Origin of the sequence: Chitinophaga sp. XS-30 (assembly GCF_008086345.1) — a bacterium.
GTDB lineage: Bacteria > Bacteroidota > Bacteroidia > Chitinophagales > Chitinophagaceae > Chitinophaga.
On sequence record NZ_CP043006.1, the window covers coordinates 1,174,008 to 1,194,722 of the forward strand.

20 protein-coding genes are annotated in these 20,715 nt (G+C 51.5%); 10 read left to right on the top strand and 10 right to left on the bottom strand.

Going from position 1 to position 20,715, the window contains the following annotated elements:
• Positions 1–45: 45 nt before the first annotated feature.
• The 3 genes from rpsI to FW415_RS04955 all read right to left on the bottom strand — a co-directional run bounded on the left by rpsI (position 46) and on the right by FW415_RS04955 (position 1,906).
• The gene (gene rpsI / locus FW415_RS04945) at positions 46–435 is read right to left on the bottom strand and encodes a 30S ribosomal protein S9 (protein ID WP_148383181.1); all 390 of its coding nucleotides are present in this window, start codon (positions 433–435) and stop codon (positions 46–48) included.
• A gap of 13 nt (positions 436–448) precedes the next feature.
• Positions 449–892, bottom strand: a complete 444-nt coding sequence (gene rplM, locus FW415_RS04950; protein WP_148383182.1) for a 50S ribosomal protein L13 — start codon at positions 890–892, stop codon at positions 449–451.
• A gap of 324 nt (positions 893–1,216) precedes the next feature.
• A complete protein-coding gene (locus FW415_RS04955; protein ID WP_148383183.1) occupies positions 1,217–1,906 on the bottom strand; it encodes a zinc metallopeptidase in 690 nt (229 codons plus the stop codon).
• Between the two features lie 568 nt (positions 1,907–2,474).
• On the opposite strand from FW415_RS04955, the gene radA reads away from it, so the two are divergent.
• A complete protein-coding gene (radA, locus tag FW415_RS04960; RefSeq protein WP_148383184.1) occupies positions 2,475–3,848 on the top strand; it encodes a DNA repair protein RadA in 1,374 nt (457 codons plus the stop codon).
• Between the two features lie 11 nt (positions 3,849–3,859).
• Positions 3,860–4,540, top strand: coding sequence for a ComF family protein (locus FW415_RS04965; RefSeq protein ID WP_148383185.1), 681 nt, complete (start codon positions 3,860–3,862; stop codon positions 4,538–4,540).
• 88 nt (positions 4,541–4,628) lie between these two features.
• On the opposite strand, the gene FW415_RS24890 is transcribed toward FW415_RS04965, so the two are convergent.
• Positions 4,629–4,805: a hypothetical protein gene (locus FW415_RS24890; protein ID WP_168208671.1), complete on the bottom strand. Its 177-nt coding sequence runs from the start codon at positions 4,803–4,805 to the stop codon at positions 4,629–4,631.
• 428 nt (positions 4,806–5,233) lie between these two features.
• Here FW415_RS24890 and FW415_RS04970 point away from each other — a divergent pair, with 428 nt between their 5' ends.
• Both FW415_RS04970 and metH read left to right on the top strand, forming a co-directional pair.
• Entirely contained in the window at positions 5,234–6,250 is a 1,017-nt protein-coding gene (locus FW415_RS04970) for a homocysteine S-methyltransferase family protein (protein WP_148383186.1), read from the top strand.
• Positions 6,251–6,277: 27 nt separating this feature from the next.
• Positions 6,278–8,986: a methionine synthase gene (gene metH, locus FW415_RS04975; RefSeq protein WP_148383187.1), complete on the top strand. Its 2,709-nt coding sequence runs from the start codon at positions 6,278–6,280 to the stop codon at positions 8,984–8,986.
• Between the two features lie 187 nt (positions 8,987–9,173).
• Here the strand turns inward: metH and FW415_RS04980 are convergent, their stop codons facing one another.
• Both FW415_RS04980 and ispG read right to left on the bottom strand, forming a co-directional pair.
• On the bottom strand, positions 9,174–9,701 hold the full coding sequence (locus tag FW415_RS04980) for a hypothetical protein (RefSeq protein ID WP_148383188.1): 528 nt from the start codon (positions 9,699–9,701) through the stop codon (positions 9,174–9,176).
• 280 nt (positions 9,702–9,981) lie between these two features.
• Positions 9,982–11,961: a (E)-4-hydroxy-3-methylbut-2-enyl-diphosphate synthase gene (gene ispG / locus FW415_RS04985; RefSeq protein ID WP_148383189.1), complete on the bottom strand. Its 1,980-nt coding sequence runs from the start codon at positions 11,959–11,961 to the stop codon at positions 9,982–9,984.
• 144 nt (positions 11,962–12,105) lie between these two features.
• Here ispG and FW415_RS04990 point away from each other — a divergent pair, with 144 nt between their 5' ends.
• Complete coding sequence (locus FW415_RS04990; RefSeq protein WP_148383190.1) at positions 12,106–12,960, top strand: helix-turn-helix domain-containing protein; 855 nt, start codon at positions 12,106–12,108, stop codon at positions 12,958–12,960.
• A gap of 175 nt (positions 12,961–13,135) precedes the next feature.
• Here FW415_RS04990 and FW415_RS04995 read toward each other — a convergent pair whose 3' ends face one another.
• From FW415_RS04995 to kbl, 4 genes are all read right to left on the bottom strand, one after another.
• Positions 13,136–13,900: a tetratricopeptide repeat protein gene (locus FW415_RS04995; RefSeq protein ID WP_210420829.1), complete on the bottom strand. Its 765-nt coding sequence runs from the start codon at positions 13,898–13,900 to the stop codon at positions 13,136–13,138.
• Positions 13,897–14,940: a VWA domain-containing protein gene (locus FW415_RS05000; RefSeq protein ID WP_148383191.1), complete on the bottom strand. Its 1,044-nt coding sequence runs from the start codon at positions 14,938–14,940 to the stop codon at positions 13,897–13,899. The genes FW415_RS04995 and FW415_RS05000 overlap by 4 nt, the downstream gene beginning before the upstream one ends.
• Positions 14,941–15,071: 131 nt before the next feature.
• A complete protein-coding gene (blaOXA, locus tag FW415_RS05005; RefSeq protein ID WP_148383192.1) occupies positions 15,072–15,875 on the bottom strand; it encodes a class D beta-lactamase in 804 nt (267 codons plus the stop codon).
• A 131-nt stretch (positions 15,876–16,006) separates the two neighbouring features.
• On the bottom strand, positions 16,007–17,206 hold the full coding sequence (gene kbl / locus FW415_RS05010) for a glycine C-acetyltransferase (protein WP_148383193.1): 1,200 nt from the start codon (positions 17,204–17,206) through the stop codon (positions 16,007–16,009).
• Positions 17,207–17,344: 138 nt separating this feature from the next.
• Between kbl and FW415_RS05015 the strand changes: the two genes are divergently transcribed.
• From FW415_RS05015 to FW415_RS05035, 5 genes are all read left to right on the top strand, one after another.
• A complete protein-coding gene (locus tag FW415_RS05015) occupies positions 17,345–17,539 on the top strand; it encodes a hypothetical protein (RefSeq protein ID WP_148383194.1) in 195 nt (64 codons plus the stop codon).
• A 54-nt stretch (positions 17,540–17,593) separates the two neighbouring features.
• A complete protein-coding gene (locus tag FW415_RS05020; RefSeq protein ID WP_246858916.1) occupies positions 17,594–18,112 on the top strand; it encodes an RNA polymerase sigma factor in 519 nt (172 codons plus the stop codon).
• Positions 18,113–18,144: 32 nt separating this feature from the next.
• The gene (locus tag FW415_RS05025; RefSeq protein ID WP_148383195.1) at positions 18,145–19,260 is read left to right on the top strand and encodes an anti-sigma factor; all 1,116 of its coding nucleotides are present in this window, start codon (positions 18,145–18,147) and stop codon (positions 19,258–19,260) included.
• A gap of 43 nt (positions 19,261–19,303) precedes the next feature.
• The gene (locus FW415_RS05030) at positions 19,304–20,233 is read left to right on the top strand and encodes an outer membrane beta-barrel protein (protein ID WP_148383196.1); all 930 of its coding nucleotides are present in this window, start codon (positions 19,304–19,306) and stop codon (positions 20,231–20,233) included.
• Between the two features lie 104 nt (positions 20,234–20,337).
• Positions 20,338–20,667, top strand: a complete 330-nt coding sequence (locus tag FW415_RS05035) for a hypothetical protein (RefSeq protein WP_148383197.1) — start codon at positions 20,338–20,340, stop codon at positions 20,665–20,667.
• Positions 20,668–20,715: the final 48 nt, after the last annotated feature.

Below are 20,715 nucleotides of genomic sequence, written 5' to 3' on the forward strand. Positions count from 1 at the left end.
GTTGTTTTAATCAAATTGATGTTCAGGAATTGAATGCTGCGATCATTAACGTTTAGAGAACTGGAAGCTTCTTCTTGCTTTAGCCTTACCTGGTTTCTTACGTTCAACTTGCCTCGGGTCACGTTTCAGCAGGCCCGCAGCTTTCAGTGCAGGGCGAAACTCGGGATTGATCTCGCATAATGCGCGGGCAATACCCAGTTTTACTGCTTCAGCCTGACCTTTGATACCGCCGCCCTGTGCATTCACTTTTACATCGAATTTATCCAGCGCGTCAATGGTTTTGAAAGGGGCTTCTACCTGGTTCTGCAGATAGATCAGCGCAAAATATGTTTTATAGTCTTTGTCGTTCACCATGATGGTGCCGGTACCTTTGCTCACATATACGCGGGCAACTGCTTCCTTACGACGACCGATAGTATTTTTCTGTTTTTCCATTATTCAGGTGTAATTAGAAAGTTAAAGTCTGCGGTTTCTGAGCGGTGTGCGGATGTTCAGCACCGGCATAGACAAAAAGTTTTTTGTACATCGCCCGGCCCAGACGGTTTTTAGGCAGCATGCCTTTCACAGCTCTTTCGATCACCACTTCCGGACGGCGGCGGAGCAGGTCCTTCGCAGTTTCGGCTTTCTGACCACCCGGGTAACCGGAATAGGTCTGGTATTCTTTATCGTTCAGCTTGTTGCCGGTGAAAACCACCTTTTCGGCGTTGATCACGATAATATTGTCGCCACAGTCAGTATGAGGTGTGTAGTAAGGTTTGTTCTTACCTCTCAGGATCGCTGCGATCTTGGCGCTCATTCTGCCCACTGTTTGATTGGTAGCATCTACAATGTACCAGTCGCGCTTAACATAAGCGTCATTGGCAGATTTTGTTTTGAAACTTAAAGTATTCATTGCTTAATAAAATAAATTTAATCTCGCCCTATTTGGGACGGCAAAGCTAAGATGGAAAAACAGAATAACCAGCGATTTGAGGTTATTTTTTCCAGCGCCCCTTTGTAATTGATTGATTTTCAATAAAAAATTTGACAAACAATTATCAACAGGTTATACAGGTGCCGGTTTTGCTGGTGTTTTAGCTCCCCGGCAGGCCGGAGCCCGCCCTCCGGAAGGCCTCCGGCTATCCCGGAATGCGGGAGCCTGCGCGCCGGTACCGGAACAAAAAGCGATTCCCCGGCAGGGAATCGCTCTTATATTATACCTCATCTTTATAGCCGGTCAATTCCTGTCCCGCGCACCCAGATAGATCATCAGGTACTGGAACAGTATCACGATGGAGGACACCGCCGCCACCACATAGGTCATAGCCGCCCACCACAGCGCATCCTTGGCCATTGCATGTTCTTTCTGGTAGGTGATGCCCGCATTGTCCAGCCATTTCAGCGCCCTGTTGGAAGCGTCAAACTCCACGGGGAGCGTGATCACGGAGAACAGGGTGGTCACCCCGAAAAGGATCACGCCACCCAGCAACAATTGCGGGAATACCTGTAACAGCAGAATGCCGGCCAGCAACACCCACTGCACGAGGCTGGAACTTACCTGCACCACAGGCACCAGCCTGGAACGCAGGGTCAGCCAGGAATAGGAGGTGGCATGCTGCACGGCGTGCCCGCATTCATGGGCCGCCACGGCTGCTGCAGCCACACTGTTGTTATGATATACATCCGGACTGAGGTTTACAGTCTTCGTCTGCGGGTTATAGTGGTCGCTCAGGTGCCCTTCAACAGATATTACTTTTACGTCATGTATGCCGTTCTCACGGAGCATTTTTTCCGCGATCTCCCGCCCGGTAAGGCCTGAGGAGGTCGGTACCCCGCTGTATTTCTTGAATTTGCTTTTTAACCGAAAGCTCACCAGCATGCTGATTCCCACGAAAATCAGCGATACGATCATTATTCCAGGTGTCATAGTTTATCTTGTTAAATGTAATTGTTGTAAAAATACCCCTATGCTATATCAAAACCCTTACCAGTCCCCATATTTAACAATTTTTACAGGAAACCACCCGGTTACGGGAGTATTTTGACAGCACCAAAAAATTAACACTGACAGTTTGGCGGAAAGACGGGTTTTCCACCCCTTATTCATGATGATTTTATCTCTTGAATTATAATTATAATATATAGTTAAATTAATATATGAATGCTTGTGTTACTGCCCCTCTCTATCAATAATTTACGAAAGTTTGCAGAAAATAACTTGGAGGCGAAACAGGCTACAATAGTGGATTCCAGCCGACGGACTGCCAGTAGAATTAACACTTTAAAAGTTATTAACATCCTTTAAATAAACTTTTTTATTCTCAACCCATTTAGTAATTTAGTCCTGAATTTAATGGGTTAGTAAGTAGAAAGAGTCAGCGGAATCATCCGTTGGCTCTTTTCTCTTTTATGCATTTTTTGCGAACGTTTTCCTTGATCTCTCCCTTCGAAAAATATATCGGCGATCTCGTTGCTTTATTATTTTACTTTGCTGCATGGCTAAAATCAAAACGGCTTTTTTTTGTCAGAACTGCGGATATGAATCGGCAAAATGGACGGGTAAATGTCCTTCCTGCAATCAGTGGAACACTTTTGTAGAGGAAAAGGTACAGAAAGATATGCCCTTGCGTCAACAGGAATGGAAAGAGAAACCGGAGAGCCCGCGTGCGCCGAAAGTAGTGAACCTGGAAGCAGTGGAAGGCATTGCAGAAAAAAGATGGCTTACACCTGACGCCGAATTGAACAGAGTGCTGGGAGGCGGCATAGTGGCGGGTTCGCTGGTGCTGGTGGGTGGGGAGCCGGGCATCGGAAAGTCTACCCTCTTCCTGCAGAACGCATTGCTGCTGAACGGGATCAGAACGCTTTATATCAGCGGAGAGGAAAGCGAACAGCAGATCAAAATGCGGGCAGACCGTTTGAAGATAAGTAACGAACAATTTTACCTGCTGACGGAAACGTCCACACAAGTCATCTTCCAGGAAATAAAAAAGCTGCAACCGCAGCTGGTGATCATCGACTCTATCCAGACGCTGCAATCCCCGCTGATCGAATCAGCACCGGGAAGCGTGTCGCAGATCAGGGAAACGACCGCCGAAATGCAACGTTTTGCCAAGGAAACGAACACCCCTGTTTTCCTCATCGGCCACATTACCAAGGACGGGGTCATTGCCGGCCCGAAGATATTGGAACACATGGTGGACACCGTGCTCCAGTTTGAAGGGGACCAGCATTATGCCTACCGCATCCTGCGTACGATAAAGAACCGCTTTGGGTCCACATCGGAGCTGGGCATCTACGAAATGACGGGGCAGGGCCTCCGGCAGGTGAGCAATCCCTCCGAAATACTGATCTCGCAAAGGGAGGATATGCTCAGCGGTATTGCCATCGCAGCCACTATTGAAGGGCTGCGACCGCTGCTCGTGGAGGTGCAGGCGCTCGTTACCCAATCGGTGTACGGTACGCCGCAACGTACCGCTACGGGGTTCGATCTGCGCAGGCTGCAACTGCTGTTGGCCGTACTGGAAAAACGCGGCGGCTTTCATTTCGGGGTGAAGGATGTGTTTCTCAATATCGCGGGTGGCCTGAGGGTGGAAGATCCTTCCATTGACCTTGCGGTACTTTGTGCGCTGTTATCCTCTTATGAAGATGCGGGCATTCCCCATAAATACTGCTTCGCGGGGGAAGTGGGGCTGAGCGGGGAGGTTCGTGCCGTGAACCGCATCGAACAGCGTATTGCCGAAGCGGAGAAGCTGGGCTTCGAGAAAATATTTATATCCAAATACCATCAAAAAGGACTTGATTTCAGTAAATTCAATATTGAAGTCGTTGCCCTCGGAAGAGTGGAAGAGGTGTACCGGCTGCTGTTTTAAAGCTGGACTTTATGTTTGGACCATTGTTGCATTTGTTATACCCCCACACCTGCGAAAGTTGTGGCCACGATCTTTCCCGTACGGAAGAAGTCCTCTGTCTTGCCTGCGCTCACCGGTTGCCGGTCACCGGTTTCCAGTTAAGCGAGGGTAACCCGGTGGAGCGGATATTTCATGGCCGCATTGCCCTGCGGCATGCCACTGCAGGCTATTACTTCGGCCGGCAAAGCCGCCTCCAGCAACTTGTGCATCAGTTCAAATACCACGGCCGGAAAGACATTGCCCTCTACCTCGGGCGGCAACTGGGCCTGCAGTTACGGCAAAGCGCCTGGTGGCAGGAGATATCCGCCGTCATCCCCGTGCCGCTGCATGCCGTAAAACAACGGCACCGCGGATATAACCAGGCATCGTTACTGGCCGCCGGTATAGCGGGGGTACTGGGTTGCCATACGGCCGAAGCGCTCGAAAGGATCCCTAATTCAGATACCCAGACGCGTAAATCAAGAATGGAAAGATGGGAGAATGTTTCCACTGCATTCGCCCTGAAGGCAACGGATGCATTAAAGCCCGGACATGTATTGCTGGTAGATGATGTGCTGACCACGGGCGCAACGATGGAAGCCTGTGCCCGCGCGATAATGACGGCAAACAACATGGAAGTGAGCATTTGCAGTCTGGCTTACGCAAACAGATAGAAGAAAATACAGGTGCTCGAAAACACCTGTCTCAGGTAACTATTCCACGTTATGAATACGCAATTGTTGCATTAGGTCACTACAGCTGTCAGGAAGCGTCTTTCTTCTTCCGTTTGCCCGGAGCCTGCGCCCCCTGCTGCAGCTGCTTGTTTACATACACCACCCTGAAAGATTCATCTGCCAGGGAACTTTCCGCCAGCACTTGCTGCAGACCCAGCTTCGCCAGGTTACGGCTTAATGCTTTCACGTCATTTTTGATGTTCATAAGGATTGCTTTACAGGTTCAATGATATTGTTTCCAGCTGATGGGAGAGATATCAGCGGCACATATATGAACACCCGGCGGCTGCACGATGCCGGTAGGAAAATGCCCGCTGCGGGACAACCTGTTTTTGTTGCAAAGGTCTTGTAAGCATGATAAAGACAAGTTAATGGTTGGTTTCTGTTATTACTCTACAAAAGTAGTAGACTTTGTGGAGTAAACAAAATTCTTTCGAAATATTTTTATGAAGACGTTTAATGATATTGATAACCAGTAGTTTAATGTTATTTGTTGCCAGCTGCTCCTCACAGGAAATACCATATACGGTTATTACCTGAGACTTTTCTATCTTTGCAAACGCCTGCAGGTAGATTTGTTTATTGTTCGGCCTGCGGGTTCATTCTAAACCGTAACTAATAAACGTAATTGCCATGAAATCTTTGCAACAGTGCGCCGCCGAGCGCATTCTGATAATTGACGGTGCGATGGGCACCATGATCCAGCGCTACAAACTCCAGGAATCCGATTACAGAGGGGAACGTTTTAAAGACTTTCACACGGATGTGAAAGGGAATTCCGATTTGCTGTCCATTACCCAGCCGGAGATCATTGAAGCGATCCACCGGGAATACCTGGAAGCAGGAGCGGATATTATCGAGACCAATACTTTCAGCAGCACCGTGATCGCGCAGGCGGACTATGATATGCAGGACCTCGCGGTTGAAATGAACACGGCTTCGGTGACCATCGCCCGGCGTGCTGCGGACGACTATACCCGCCGCGATCCCGACAAACCCCGCTTCGTTGCCGGCGCCATCGGTCCGCTGAACAAGACGCTTTCCATTTCCCCGGATGTGAACAACCCGGGTTTCCGTTCTGTAACTTTCGATGAGGTGGTGGATGCCTACTATCAACAGGTAAAAGCGCTGGCAGAGGCCGGGGCGGATATTCTGCTGATCGAGACCATCTTTGATACCCTGAATGCCAAAGGCGCCATCTTCGCTATCAAGAAATACTTCCGTGACTCCGGTAAACCTGAATTGCCGGTAATGATCTCCGGTACCATCACCGATGCATCGGGCAGAACATTGAGCGGCCAGACGCTGGAAGCGTTCTATATTTCCGTGATGCATGCAAGGCCGTTCTCCATCGGGTTGAACTGTGCACTGGGCGGTAGCCAGATGCGGCCTTATATAGAGGAGCTTTCGCAGATCGCAGGCTGTTTTGTCAGCTGCTACCCGAACGCCGGATTACCCAATACTTTTGGTGAATACGACGAGCAGCCGCATGAAACGGCGCATATTATTGAGGAATTTGCCCGGGAGGGTTTTGTAAACATTGTTGGCGGCTGTTGTGGAACCACTCCGGACCACATCCGTCATATGGCTGAACACGTGAGATCCATTCCACCGCGTCCTTTACCGGTACTGGAAGCAACGCTGGCATAATCAGCACATGAACCACAGTCATTAGTAATGAACACTACGCGTACGATCAGACCGTACCTGCGCCTCAGCGGCCTGGAGCCGCTTGTGGTAAGGCCGGAAACCAACTTTATCAATGTCGGGGAACGCACCAATGTTACCGGCTCCAAAAAATTCGCAAGGCTCATCCGTGAAGGATTGTTTGAGGAAGCGCTGTCCGTTGCCCGCCAACAGGTGGAAAATGGTGCGCAGGTGCTGGACGTGAATATGGACGATGCTTTGCTGGATGGCGAAAAGGCCATGACCACATTCCTTAACCTGCTGGCCTCAGAACCGGACATTTCGCGTATCCCCGTGATGATCGATTCCAGCAAGTTCAGCGTGATAGAGGCGGGCCTCAAATGCCTGCAGGGCAAATGTATCGTGAACTCCATCAGCCTGAAAGAAGGAGAAGAAAAGTTCATCGAACATGCCGTTATCTGCCAGAGCTACGGCGCTTCGGTTGTGGTCATGGCATTTGACGAGAACGGCCAGGCCGATACGCTTGAAAAAAGGGTTACCTTCTGCCATCGTGCTTACAAAATACTTGTTGATAAAGTGGGTTTCGACCCCCAGGATATTATTTTCGACCCCAACATATTCGCCATCGCTACGGGTATTGAAGAGCATAACAACTATGCCGTTGATTTCATCGAAGCCTGCCGGCAGATCAAAAAGCTGATGCCGCTGGCCAAGATCAGCGGTGGCGTTAGCAATGTGTCCTTTTCCTTCCGGGGTAACGATACGGTGCGGGAAGCCATGCACTCCGTATTTCTGCTGCATGCGATCAAAGCGGGACTGGATATGGGGATCGTGAACGCGGGGATGATACAAATTTATGATGAGATCGAACCGCAGCTCCGGGAGCTTTGTGAAGACGCCATCCTCAACCGCCGTGATGATGCAACCGAAAGGCTGATCAATTTTGCCGAGACCGTAAAGGCCAAAGGCAAGGTAGCCGAGAAGAGCGAAGCATGGAGAGCCGGTACCGTGGAGCAAAGGCTCAGCCATGCCCTGGTGAATGGTATCACCGATTATATTGAAGCAGATACGGAAGAAGCCCGGCAGAAATATCCTCGTCCACTTGAAGTGATCGAAGGCCCGTTGATGGACGGCATGAATATCGTAGGCGACCTCTTCGGCAGCGGCAAGATGTTCCTGCCGCAGGTCGTGAAAAGCGCCCGCGTGATGAAAAAATCCGTAGCGGTGCTGACGCCTTATATCGAAGAGGAAAAAGCACAATTTGTGGCGCTGAACGGCGGACAGGTCAAATCCGCCGGAAAGATACTGCTGGCAACCGTGAAAGGAGATGTGCACGACATTGGCAAGAACATCGTGGGTGTTGTATTGGGATGTAACGGGTATGATATCATCGACCTTGGCGTGATGGTGCCGGCAGAGAAAATACTGCAGACGGCGAGGGAGCAGGAAGTGGATATCATCGGTCTCAGCGGCCTGATCACACCCAGCCTGGATGAGATGGTGCACATTGCGCGGGAACTGAAACGCCAGCAATTCAATATCCCCCTGCTGATCGGCGGCGCCACCACATCCCGCACGCATACAGCGGTGAAGATCGCGCCGGAATATGAGAACGGGGTAGTGCATGTACTGGACGCTTCCCGCAGTGTGACGGTTACCGGTAACCTGCTCAACAAGGCACTCAACAAGAACTTCCTGGAGGAAGTGAAAAGCGAATACGTGAAGCTGAACGAAGCCTTCCGGAACAAAAGGCCCGTAAAGCAATACCTGCCCATTGCGGAAGCCAGGCAAAACAAGGTGAAGATAGACTGGGAAAAATTCAACCCTGTGAAACCGGCTTTCATCGGCACAAAAACATTTGCCAACTACGATCTCGGTGAGATCGCGAAGTATATCGACTGGCAGCCGTTCTTTATTTCTTGGGAACTGCACGGCAAATTCCCGCAGATACTGGAAGATAAAGTGGTAGGCAAGGAAGCCACCAGGCTGTTCCAGGACGCGCAGGACATGCTCCGGCGCATCATTGCCGAAAACTGGCTGACCGCAAGGGCGGCGATCGGCATTTTCCCCGCCAACAGCGATGGGGCAGATACCATTCATGCTACTACGGAAGACGGCGCCATCATACCCCTGGAGTTCCTGCGCCAGCAGATCAAGAAAGCACCCGGACAACCGAATATCAGCCTGGCCGACTTTATTGCGCCGGCCGCTTCCGGCAAGCAGGACTATATCGGCGGTTTTGCCGTAACGGCGGGTGAGGGCATTGAAAAGTGGCTGGATCAGTTTAAAAAAGAGCATGACGACTATAGCAGCATCATGTTAAAGGCGCTGGCTGACCGTATGGCGGAGGCATTCACAGAACTGATGCATGCACGGGTGCGGAAAGAATTCTGGGGATATGCCAGCAAGGAGCATCTTAGTAATGAACAGCTGATCAAGGAGGAATATCTCGGTATCCGCCCGGCGCCGGGTTATCCCGCCTGTCCCGAGCATACCGAAAAGTATAAACTCTTTGATATGCTGGGTGCAACGGAAGCTACCGGTATTACACTCACCGAATCGCTGGCCATGTACCCTGCATCCAGCGTAAGCGGCTGGTATTTTGCCAATCCGGAATCGAAATATTTCGGGCTGGGCAAAATAGAAAAAGATCAGCTGGAGGATTATGCACAAAGAAAGGGCTGGACCGTGGAAGAAGCAGAAAAATGGCTGCGGCCCAATCTCGAATATGATATTTAAGCGGGGATCATACCTGCATAAAAGGGGAGGCTGTATCAAAGGTAGATACAGCCTCTTTTTATTCGGGTCCCTGATTGGAGATAATTTTCGTTTACGCGGTTTTCAGCGCCTTCATTTTACCGTTGAGTCATCCTCCTCATTTTTTGCTCACGGCTGACAAGTGTTTGTTTACCTGATGCTCCAACACTTACCTGTCGATATCAATGCTTTTGATCAGCTCGTCTCCCCGGTAGAAACGCACTTCTTTCAAACCTTCTGTTTTAGGGAGAATGCCGGCCCATACCGCCGCGGTATTATATGTCCTCTTGGGCGTATCGATCCTGATCGAAAAGTGAAGGTGAGCGGCTTCCTCTGTTTGTGCAGCGGAAACCAGTTCCAGGTGCTGCGTCAGGCTGGATGGCATAAGCGTTATGACCGCCATCATCTCCCGGGTAAAATCTGCCGTGTCGATAATATTATTCATTGTTTTTGCAATGCCCAGCACGCTGTCACGCGCTGCTGCGGATTCAAACAGCCAGCAGGCAATGCTGTCGTTCTGTTTGATATCATTCCGGGCAAAGTAGCCGGTTGCGGGTTTGACGGCCAGTTCCTTCTGCTGAAGGCTCAACGCCCGGGCGCTGTCATATGATGATACTCTTCTTTCCGAGGTCTGGGAAGTATTGGGGCCGCAGGCAGTTATCATGATCAATGCCCCGGCAGCAAGCAGATTTTTCATATCGAACGTTTTCAGTTGTTCAGCAAGCGGAATACCAACCTTAACTGGTTGATTTACAGCGGATAATTTGTGGAATGATCTTAATAAGCGGGAAACTACGCAACATTTTGCGTATAACTACGCTTGACCTACCCTCATGAGGGTAGTACTTTTGTGACACGCTAATAATGCAATTAACCCCAAAGCCCTTCGGGGAAATTCAGAACACAAAAAGTTAAGGTACACTGCTTTTGTTAACCCCAGTTACAGTTTTAGAAGGGATGCCGTGATGCGTCCCTTCTTATTTTGTGTCCACCCACATGCCGTTATCACGGATGAGGTTGATCAGTTCGTCTACGGCAACATCGCTGTTCAGTCCCCTTTTCACTACTTCTTTGCCACGGTACAATGTGATCTTTCCCACACCGCTGCCCACGTAGCCGAAATCGGCGTCCGCCATTTCTCCCGGGCCGTTGACGATGCATCCCATAATGGCGATCTTCACGCCTTTGAGGTGATTGGTGACTGCCCGGATGCGTGCGGTGGTTTCCTGCAGGTCAAAGAGTGTCCGGCCACAGGAGGGGCACGAGATATATTCTGTTTTGGAGATCCTGGAGCGGGTGGCCTGCAGGATGCCGAAGGCAATATTGTTGATGAGACCTGCCGGTTCGGTCACCGCAGCAGGCTGATGTGCGATCGTAAGGTCCGGCTGCGCTTTCAGCCAGAGACCGTCCCCGAATCCGTCCAGCAACAGGGCGCCGGTTTCCGTAGCATGATGGATGAGGTCTTCCTCCGCATTGTTATGCGTGCTGTTGCACAGCAGCATAACGGGCTGGGTTATACGTTTTTCCATCATCCCGGCTATCGCTCTCCTGACAGTGGCCATGGCATGTATGGAGTTGGAGTAGATGACAGGCACCACATTTTCCTGCAGCTGTTCCAGGAAGGCGGAAAAGCTTTCCCGGCCAAAGTCGTCCGCGTTGGCCGCAACGAAGTTGATCGTTGCAAGGCGGTCATGCTGGCGGGCGGCCAGGTAACCGGCGATATCCATCCAGGGGAAATACTTTTCTTTATCGGCGGCCTCCAGCCAGGTATGATATTGCACGATCACCTTCAGGGTGCCGGGCAGCGCGAAATGCAGCACTTTGTCCCCAGTGAACAGGTAGTCGGCTGCCGCATCTCCGATGTTCCATTTATCCGTGGGCTCATCGTAGGTGTATCCGATGGGTTGAAGGTCTTTTGGCGTAATCGTGTGAAGGTGGCTGAGGTCGGCCACCACCACGGGAACCTGTTTGCCCCCGATATTATCTACGGCAACGGTTTCCCGGCGTTTGTAGGCGAACGGGGAATAGGGCAGCCTGTTTTCATCCAGCGGTTCGATGGCGGGATGTGACACCCGCCGGGTATAACGTTTCACCAGGTCGCGGCAAACGGGCAGTTCAAATTCAGGGTCTTCCGTGAGGGAAACCCGGATGGTATCGCCCACACCATCTTCCAACAGGGTACCGATGCCCACGGCGGACTTGATCCTGCCGTCTTCCCCGTCCCCGGCCTCGGTTACGCCGAGGTGCAGCGGGTAGGCATGGCCCAGTTCCTGCTGCATGGTCTGCACCAGCAGGCGGTAGGCCTGTACCATCACCTGGGGGTTGCTGGCTTTCATGCTCAGCACGATGTTCCGGTAATGAAGGTCTTCTGCGATGCGCAGGAACTCCATGGCGCTTTCCACCATACCCATGGGCGTATCGCCGTAGCGGCTCATGATACGGTCGCTCAGCGAACCGTGGTTGGTGCCGATGCGCATAGCTGTACCATACTCCTTGCAGATCTTTACCAGCGGTGTAAAGCGTTCCCGGATGCGGTCGATCTCCTCCTGGTACTCCGCGTCTGTATATTCCAGCAGCTCGAATTTCTTCTTGTCAACATAATTACCCGGGTTCACCCTTACTTTTTCCACGATGCGCGCCGCTACTTCTGCCGCATTGGGGGTGAAATGAATGTCCGCCACCAGCGGGGTCGTGTACCCCCTGCGGCGCAGCTCTTGCTTTATCGGGAGAAGGTTCTCGGCTTCGGTTTTATTGGGTGCGGTGATGCGTACGAGCTCCGCCCCTGCCTCAATACAGCGGATGGACTGCTCCACGGTAGCCTGTGTGTTCATGGTGTCCGTGGTGGTCATCGTCTGGATGCGGATGGGATGAAAGTTGCCGATAAGGAGGTCTCCCACCTTCACTTCGAGCGTGGGCAAACGTTTATATTGGGTAAGTGATTGGCAGTACAGTTGCATGAATGATCAGAATAGATGTAGGCACAAAATTAACAAATCCCGGCGGACCTGCAGTTTTGTTATTTTATATGAACGGTAAAGAACACAGACCGGAATTGCCTAGTTTTAATCCGATAAGCCGTTTGTAGCCATTATAAAGATCTCGTGGACACCATACCCTATCAGCAATTACCCTTCAGCGGGCAATTCAGCATTTTTGAAGTGGAGCATTTCCATAGTGAGCTGACCACACAGCCTCACCGGCATCATGATTTCCAGATCGTCTGGTTCACAAGGGCTTCGGGGGAGCATATTGTGGATTTTGTGTCTTATCCGCTGGAGGACAATATGGTTTTTTTATTGGGACCGGGGCAGGTGCACCAGCTGCTGGACGCGAGCATTTTCGGCTTCAGCATCACCTTTACCGAGGCTTTTTATTTCAGTAACCGGCACGACCGGGAAGCACTGTATGATTTCACAACGCTTTTCGATGATTCCCAGGCGTATGCGCCCATCCGGGTGAGCCGCCCCGCTGCGGAGAATTTTTCGCACCTGATCACGCTGATGCGCAGTGAGCTGGCCGTTCAGATCGAAGGCAGCAACAGTGCCGTCATCAAGCATTATCTTAATGCCTTTCTTTTGTTGATGGAACGGGAAAAGAAGCATAATGCCGCCAATTCCCCCGGGCTGCAGCATCATGACGCCCGGATCGTAAAGCTGCGGCAGCTGGTAGAGCGATATTTTCGCAGTGAGCATAAGGCCGATTTTTATGCCGGGCAGTTCGCGCTCACCGCCAAGCGGTTGAATGAGATCACCCGTGAAGTGCTGAACAAAACGGTAACGGATATGGTGCGCGACCGGCTGGTACTGGAGGCAAAGCGGCAACTGGCCTTTAGTCACAGAAGCGTAAAGGAGATATGTTATGAACTTGGGTTTGAGGACCCGGCCTATTTCAGCCGGTTTTTCAGGAATCATACCGCATCGTCCCCGCATGCATTCAGGGATGCGATGTTCAAATAGTACCATTCATTCGCCGGTTTGTCCAATCACGATGAACGGATACACACTAATTTTACATATCGTTTAAACGGAAACTATGTGTTTAACGCGTTTGACTGACGCGTTTTTTATTTGGAGAGGAAAGTTACGGAAAGCCGCCTTGTTCAATACAGGAGCGGTTTTTCTGTTTCTGCGCCTACCAGTCCTTTTCTACCATGCCTGGACTGGCCTTTGCCTTTTTCATCTTGTCTTCCTGTAATTTCTTCTCCTGCTGTGCGAGGGCCTGCAGGAGGCGCTTGGCTTCTTCCTGCGTCAGCTTGCTGGGTTTGGGCTGATTCTGCTGCTGCTCTTTTTCCTGGTCCTTGTCTTTCTGCTGGTCTTTTTTATCCTGTTGGTCTTTATTCTCCTGATCTTTATTCTGGTTGTCCTTCTTGTCTTTATCCTTGTCCTGATTCTGCTGGTCTTTCTTATCGTTTTTATCCTTATTATTTCCTCCGCCCTGTTGTTGCTGTTTTTTCAGCATAGCCTGCGCGTAGGCGAGGTTATAACGGGCCTGTTCATCTGCAGGATTGGCTTTGAGCGCAGCCTTGTAGCTTTTAATGCTTTCTTCCCATTTTTTGCCCTCCATGAAAGTATTGCCGATGTTATAATTGGCATCCGCTTTCACGTCTTTGCCGGCCTCGTTTTTCAGCGTGTTGGCATATTGCTGGCGGGCCGCGTCGTATCGTTTCTGCTCGTAAAGTGAATTACCAAGGTTGTAGTGCCCGGCAATGGATTTATTGTTGCGTTCCAGTGCTTTCTTGTAACTGGCTTCGGCATCTGCATACTGCTGTTTTTTATACTGTTCGTTTCCTTTCCGGATCAGTTTGCTGGTGCCTTCCTGTGCGGATGCAGCAAGGGCGGAGCAAAGCAGTAGGCCAATAACGGCAACGGGTATATGTAAAAAGCGGTACTTCATCATCTGGCGTTTGCGGTTTTAAGTCCCGGCAATGCATCTGCATCGGCTTTTTTCTTTTTGCCTTCCGGCAGAAAGAATTCGAGCAGGATCAGTAGCAGGCAGATCCCCAGGAAGTATTGAAAATAGCTGTTATAGTCAGAGAATACGTTTTCGCCGAATTCTTTTTGTTCCATACTGTCGATCTTCGCGGCAAGCGCTTCCACTACATCATCTGTGTTGTTCATCAGGTGCAGGTACATGCCTTTGCCGGTAGAAGCGAGGGATTTCAGGGCATCTTCATTCAGTTTCGAGATCACTGTTTTTCCATCGCGGTCTTTTTTCAGGCCGCCGGCGGCAGGATCGGGCAGAGGCGCGCCGGTGGGGGAGCCTATGCCGACAGTGTTGATCACAACGCCGTTCTCCAGGGCTTTTTTGGCTTCGGCAACGGCGCCTTCGTTATGGTCTTCCCCGTCTGAAATGATGATCAGCGCTTTATGTTTGCGTTCCTTTTTGTTGAAAGCTTCATCGCTGATACGGATGGCCTCATTGATCTCGGTGCCCTGCCTGGGAATCAGGTCCGGCGTAATGCTGTTCAGGTACATGCGCGCCGCGGAATAGTCTACCGTCAGCGGCATTTGCAGGTAGGCGTTCCCGGCAAAGACCACCAGGCCCACCCGGTCATTATCCAGTTTATCCATGAGTCGGGTCACCAGCTGTTTGGCGCGGGTCAGCCGGTCGGGTTTCGCATCGGTGGCAAGCATGCTTTTGCTCACATCCAGCGCTATAATGACATCCACGCCTTTACGGGTGATCTTTTCCAGCCGGCTGCCTTTCTGCAGGTTGGCCAGGCCGGCCACACCAAAGAAAAAAGCGATGAACACCAGCAGGAACTTGATCGTGAACAGGCGGCGGGAATATCCGCTGAATAGTTTCTCTACCATTACCGGATCACCTATGCGGCGCACGGAGCGCCTTTTCCACCAGGTAACCCAGGCAAATGCCAGTACCAGTACGATCAGGAGCACAAATGCCCAGAGGTATTCCGTATGTTGAAATCTTAACATGGCTAAAATGACGCACCCCGGTCAGCGCCGGGGCGATAGTCAAAAATAATTTTTTTATAACGTATTACAAGGGTGGGCCGAAAGGATTTATGAGTTTTTTAACAGCGAAGCCGGTAACCCCGGGCTGTTGGCTACTTTTCCCCTTTGAAAAATCCTTCTTCAGTGAGGATGCTGCGCATCAGTTCTTCCCTGACGGCGGGAATATCCAGGGCCGGATCTTCCGTTTCAAAGTTCAGCACAAAAAAGCTGGGATGTTTGTTCTCTTCGATCCAGCCGACCATCCAGCCGATCTTTTTCGGGCCGGTAATGCCCCATCCTGTTTTATAGGCCAGTTTGTACTTCGGCGTTTCTTCCCGCAGCATAAGGGCGGATACCAGTTCCTGCGCGCGGCGCTGGAAGGGAAGCTGGTTGAAATACAGTTGTTTGACGAGGCCAAGTTCCTCATCGGGAGAGATCTGCAGGGAATTGTCCAGCCAGAAAGTATCGACCTTGCTGATGATATGGTTGCCGTATTGCACGGTATCCAGCCAGTGCTGCATGGTATCCCGGCCGATGCGGCGGGCCACTTCCTGGTAGTAAGGCACGGATGACAGGCGAAAGGCCTGCGCCATGGTGAGGTCCTGGTTCCATTCCTGGTCCGGGCGGGAAATACTGTCCCAGGGAATGATCATATTGGTATCGCTGATTGCGCCGGTGTGGAGGCCAACCAGGGAATTAAATATCTTGAAGGTGGATGCCGGGGTGAACCGCTGTTTTGCCCGGTCGATATTATAGGCCCTGAAAGTGCCCTGACCGTTGTCGAACACCATGAAGCAGCCTTCCAGCTTGTATTTGGAAAAATATTTTTCCCAGCTTTTTACTTCTTTGACGTTGTTGGGCGAGCAGGCGCTGAGCCAGAGGGCGGCGGCAAGCATGAACAGGCTGATCGGTTTCATGGGCTTTTGTTTTTCGATAATGTGCAAAAGTAAGGCTTGCGGAATGGATTTGCTGCAAAAAAGGGGGCTGATTTTGGTCAGCCCCCGGGTGTGTATATATTTTAATGGTGGTAATATCAGCGGAGTTGTGTTCAGGCGCCGGCAGGTTTCAGCACGCCCAGTTCATTGCCCACTTTGGTGAAAGCGGCAATGGCCTTGTCAAGATGCGTCTGTTCGTGCGCAGCGCTGAGCTGAACGCGGATGCGGGCCTGGCCTTTGGGCACTACGGGGTAGAAGAACCCGATAACGTAGATACCTTCCTCCAGCAGCCTGTCTGCGAATTGCTGGCTGAGTTTTGCGTCATAGAGCATCACGGGCACGATCGGGTGGTCGCCGGGCTTGATATCGAAGCCGGCTGCCGTCATTTTCTCCCGGAAGTACCGGGTGTTGGATTCCAGTTTATCCCGCAGTTCGGTAGTTTCGCTGAGCATATCCAGCACGGCGATGGAAGCGCCGACGATGCTGGGGGCTACAGAATTGGAGAACAGGTAGGGCCTGCTCCGCTGGCGCAGCATATCGATGGTGGCCTTGCTGCCGCTGGTGAAGCCGCCGGAGGCGCCGCCGAGGGCTTTGCCGAGGGTGCCGGTGATAATATCCACGCGGCCCATGACATTGCGGTATTCATGGGTGCCGCGGCCGGTTTTGCCGAGGAAGCCGGAGGAATGGCTTTCGTCTGACATGACGATGGCATTGTACTTGTCCGCCAGGTCGCAGATCTTGTCCAGCTGCGCAATGGTACCATCCATGCTGAATGAGCCGTCCGTTACGATGATACGGCTGCGGGCGCCCTGGGCTTCCTGCAGTTTGACCTCCAGGTCCGCCATGTTATTGTGTTCGTAACGGAAGCGCTGGGCTTTGCAGAGGCGTACGCCGTCTATAATGGAGGCATGGTTCAGGGCATCGGAAATGATGGCGTCCTGCTCTGAGAACAGGGGCTCGAACACGCCGCCGTTGGCGTCAAAGGCCGCTACATAAAGGATGGTGTCTTCCATGCCGAGGAAGCGGGATATTTTTTGCTCCAGCTCCCGGTGAATGTCCTGCGTGCCGCAAATGAAGCGTACGCTGCTCATGCCGTAGCCGTGTGTATCGATGGCTTCTTTGGCCGCTGCCACCACTTTGGGGTGGGACGACAGGCCCAGGTAGTTGTTCGCACAGAGGTTGATCACGGTCTTCCCGCCCACGGAGATCTCGGCGCCCTGCTCCGATGTAATGATCCGCTCATGCTTGTAAAGCCCTGCAGCCTGGATCTCTTCCAGCTCCTGTTGTAACCGTTTTATAAAGTCCTGGTTCATATCTGACAAAGTTAGGCATTAAATGTATCCAGTATTTTATATGCGTGCCGCCTGATTTTGCAGAATGGTAAAAAGTTTGACGGAGGTGTAACATTTATCTGCCGGTTTGCGTCATATTATTATCATGGACGGTAGATTATGACGAAAGGTACTGTACATTCGGTCATCCGGCGCTTGCCGGTGGTAGCTTGTGTGGCCATACTGGCGGGTTTCCTGCTGCTCACCTGGTCTGCGACCGGCCCGGGAATACCCTGGGAGCCGGCGGAGAAGGGGCAGTTACCGGCGGTTGTCAGAAACCTGCATATCGTAGAAATATTGTCATGGAGCTGGTAGAAAGGGGCATTTGCGCCACCCCGGGCAAAGGGTGGGCAAGGCTTTTCAACCAAAATGTCGGAAATTGCACAAAAGACCTGCCACCGGATGACGGAAAAGGAGTACAACAAATGCGTGGATCTGTACAGCGATAACCTCTTCCGGTTCATTGTAAAGAACCTGGAAAATGCGGAAGATTCGAGGGACGTGGTACAGAACGCGTTTGAAATATTATGGAAGCATAATAGTGATGTGCCTTTTGAAAAGGCCAAGAGCTATTTGTTTACCGTAGCGTACCATAATATGATCGATCATGTGCGGAAAGTGAAGCGTATTACACTGGTGGAGGAATTCAAGGAAGAAGCGAGGATTTCCGAACAAAAAGTGCATAATGCACGTAATGTCATAGAAAAAGCCCTCAAAAGGCTGAGCGATGTACAGCGTTCCCTCATCCTGCTGAAGGATTATGAGGGTTACAGCTACGAGGAGATCGGGGAGATCATGCAACTAAACCCTTCGCAGGTAAAGGTATATTTGCACCGGGCAAGGGCCCATCTGAAGGAATACCTGGTTAAAATGGAAAACGTGATCTGAAAACAAACAAGGTATTCATCAAACAACAGCCTATGTCGGCAGACATCAACATATCGAACTACGAAAGCTACCTCTACTGTTATGTGGACGGGGAGTTGAATGCGGAAGAAACGGCAGCCCTGGAACGCTTTATCGGCGCAAATCCCCAGGTACGTGCGGAGCTGGAGCTTCTCATGGCCACCCGCCTCCGGCCGGAAGTTGTCGTGTTTGACGCCAAGGCATCCCTCTATCGCGGCAGCGAAATACATGTACAGAACTACGAAGGATATTTACTGAGTTATATCGATGGTGAGCTTGATCCAGCGGAAGAAGAAGCCCTGGAACAATTCATGGCCAGCCATCCAAAAGTGCGGCAGGAGCTGGTGATGTGGCAGGGTACGAAGCAACATGCCGACCCGTCCATCAGATTTGATGATAAATCCGTTCTCTATCGCCACAGCAAGTCCCGGACATTCCGGATGCGTACGGCTTACTGGTGGGCTGCCGCAGCGATGATAGCCGGTGTGCTGGCTTTCCTGGGACTTTCCGACCGGTTTAGGGACCATCAGGCCCTTACACCCCTGGCAGGTGTTGAAAAAGTACCGCCCGCCGCCAATATCGAGCCGTACACAACAACTGATCCGGAAGAGCAGGTTCCCGATAGCCGCGTTACCGTGAAAGGGGAGACGTTGCCGCCATCAGCCGCGCCAACAGCGCCTGACAGCCGTACCGCGACTACCGTTGGTGAAGATATAGCAGCCCCGGCCCCTCCGGTTCTGGCGCAAACCACCGCTAAACAAGGAGCCGCTACACCCCGGCAACAACCGGAGCAGCCCCAACAGGCGGTAACAAAAACAGCAACAACAACATCATCAATAAACCTGGACAATCTCCATACCGCAGAGAAAGCAACGGCCCTGATCGACAGGCAGGAACTGGATGCAGCCCTCAGCGCCACGCCAAAAGAAGTGCCTGGAACGGAGATGCTGGCAGCGGCGAAGCCAAGACCGTCCCTCGACGAGCAAGCGCCGGCTGCATTGGCAACCCCAGCGCCGGCTGCGGCAGAACCGGGGGAGCTTATCCTCTCCGTTACCGGTAATGGGTTGGAAAGCAAGGTGTTAGATAAAGTATCCAACGTAGCAAGATTCTTTTCAAAGAAGAAAAAATAGTAATCAGGCGGGGAACCGCTAATGAGAAAACAGGCACAGCCATATGAAGCATAAAATTTTACTCACTCTCCTTACCGTGATCCTGGCGCTGGGTGTTAAAGCCCAGCAGACAGCGCTGGATACGATACAGATCAGGGGACTGATCATGGTAAAAGGCAAGGACGCCAACGGGAAAAGCATATTCAGAGCTTACCAGGATACCGCCTATGCCCGCAAGAAACTGGAAAGGAACCTTCACACCCGCTGGCTGGTATTTGATGTGGGGTTCAATAATTACCGGGACCGCAGCGACTACAGCGCAGCGATGATCATGTCCCTTTATTACCCCGGGCAATCCAATGCCATCCCCGTTTACGCGGATTATCTCTCCAATGACAAAAGGTACGATTACTCCGGAGGAGCGCTGAACACCTTTGCGCCCCGTAATGCCAGCGAACCGCTGACACCCTCCGAGTTCAAGCTGATCCCCGGCAAGTCCATGAACTTCAATATCTGGCTGCTGATGCAACGGCTGAACATTCACAAGCATAAACTGAACCTCGTCTACGCCCTCGGGGTGGAAATGAATAATTACCGGTATGCCCGCAGCATCAGCTATGTGCCGGGCTACCCCACCACCATTATCCGGGATTCGATCGAGTTTTCAAAGAATAAACTGTTCGCGCAATACCTGACCATCCCCGTAATGCTCAATTTTAACTCCAATCCTGCACGCCCCGGCCGGTCATTTGAGCTGAGCCTTGGTTTTTCAGGCGGATATTTGCTGAAATCCCGTACCAAACAAGTGAGCGAGGAAAGAGGGAAAGTGCGGCGTACAGACGATTTCAACCTGAACAAATGGCGCTTTGGCCTCACGGGGGAGATCGCCTACGGCCCCATAAAGCTGTACAGCAACTTCGCGCTGACGCCTTTGCATGACTATGGCCTGGAGCAATATCCGTTTGCTGTAGGGTTCCGTTTTAATGGATTTTAGAAAAAAAAGAAGCAACTTTAGGACAGAATCAACATTCCAGGGGGTAACATTTCCCCCCGTTCATTTATCCTATAAAAACTGTACACAACCAAATCCTGACCAGTATGCGTTCAATCCTGACATTTGTAGCTGTTGTAAGTGCGATCATATTTATCCATGCCAGCGATATCAAACTACCGGAAACCCCGGCCCCGGCCAGCCCTTCAAATGATGTTTCCATTCCCGGTACCATGCGCGTCCTGCCAGCTCCGGCTGCAACCGAAGCCATGGTGTATATGAACGACAGCCTGTTCCAGGCCTACCGCGGCAACCACAATTACTTTGTAACCGGCCATTATCATGTATTGTATGTCAAGACAGATTCCGGTTTTGTTGCCGCTAAAGGCCCCCTCGCCGCCAAACGCCTGGCTACCCTGAGCCTTTTATACCGGTAAACCCGGTTTCGGTGCTTCTCCCCGCCATTCCATTGCATCTCACTCAAC

Excerpts from the sequence above, each read along its gene's own strand:
- rpsI (WP_148383181.1), bottom strand. The coding sequence starts at position 435 with ATGGAAAAACAGAAAAATACTATCGGTCGTCGTAAGGAAGCAGTTGCC.
- rplM (WP_148383182.1), bottom strand. The coding sequence starts at position 892 with ATGAATACTTTAAGTTTCAAAACAAAATCTGCCAATGACGCTTATGTT.
- FW415_RS04955 (WP_148383183.1), bottom strand. The coding sequence starts at position 1,906 with ATGACACCTGGAATAATGATCGTATCGCTGATTTTCGTGGGAATCAGC.
- radA (WP_148383184.1), top strand. The coding sequence starts at position 2,475 with ATGGCTAAAATCAAAACGGCTTTTTTTTGTCAGAACTGCGGATATGAA.
- FW415_RS04965 (WP_148383185.1), top strand. The coding sequence starts at position 3,860 with ATGTTTGGACCATTGTTGCATTTGTTATACCCCCACACCTGCGAAAGT.
- FW415_RS24890 (WP_168208671.1), bottom strand. The coding sequence starts at position 4,805 with ATGAACATCAAAAATGACGTGAAAGCATTAAGCCGTAACCTGGCGAAG.
- FW415_RS04970 (WP_148383186.1), top strand. The coding sequence starts at position 5,234 with ATGAAATCTTTGCAACAGTGCGCCGCCGAGCGCATTCTGATAATTGAC.
- metH (WP_148383187.1), top strand. The coding sequence starts at position 6,278 with ATGAACACTACGCGTACGATCAGACCGTACCTGCGCCTCAGCGGCCTG.
- FW415_RS04980 (WP_148383188.1), bottom strand. The coding sequence starts at position 9,701 with ATGAAAAATCTGCTTGCTGCCGGGGCATTGATCATGATAACTGCCTGC.
- ispG (WP_148383189.1), bottom strand. The coding sequence starts at position 11,961 with ATGCAACTGTACTGCCAATCACTTACCCAATATAAACGTTTGCCCACG.
- FW415_RS04995 (WP_210420829.1), bottom strand. The coding sequence starts at position 13,900 with ATGATGAAGTACCGCTTTTTACATATACCCGTTGCCGTTATTGGCCTA.
- FW415_RS05000 (WP_148383191.1), bottom strand. The coding sequence starts at position 14,940 with ATGTTAAGATTTCAACATACGGAATACCTCTGGGCATTTGTGCTCCTG.
- blaOXA (WP_148383192.1), bottom strand. The coding sequence starts at position 15,875 with ATGAAACCGATCAGCCTGTTCATGCTTGCCGCCGCCCTCTGGCTCAGC.
- kbl (WP_148383193.1), bottom strand. The coding sequence starts at position 17,206 with ATGAACCAGGACTTTATAAAACGGTTACAACAGGAGCTGGAAGAGATC.
- FW415_RS05015 (WP_148383194.1), top strand. The coding sequence starts at position 17,345 with ATGACGAAAGGTACTGTACATTCGGTCATCCGGCGCTTGCCGGTGGTA.
- FW415_RS05020 (WP_246858916.1), top strand. The coding sequence starts at position 17,594 with ATGTCGGAAATTGCACAAAAGACCTGCCACCGGATGACGGAAAAGGAG.
- FW415_RS05025 (WP_148383195.1), top strand. The coding sequence starts at position 18,145 with ATGTCGGCAGACATCAACATATCGAACTACGAAAGCTACCTCTACTGT.
- FW415_RS05030 (WP_148383196.1), top strand. The coding sequence starts at position 19,304 with ATGAAGCATAAAATTTTACTCACTCTCCTTACCGTGATCCTGGCGCTG.
- FW415_RS05035 (WP_148383197.1), top strand. The coding sequence starts at position 20,338 with ATGCGTTCAATCCTGACATTTGTAGCTGTTGTAAGTGCGATCATATTT.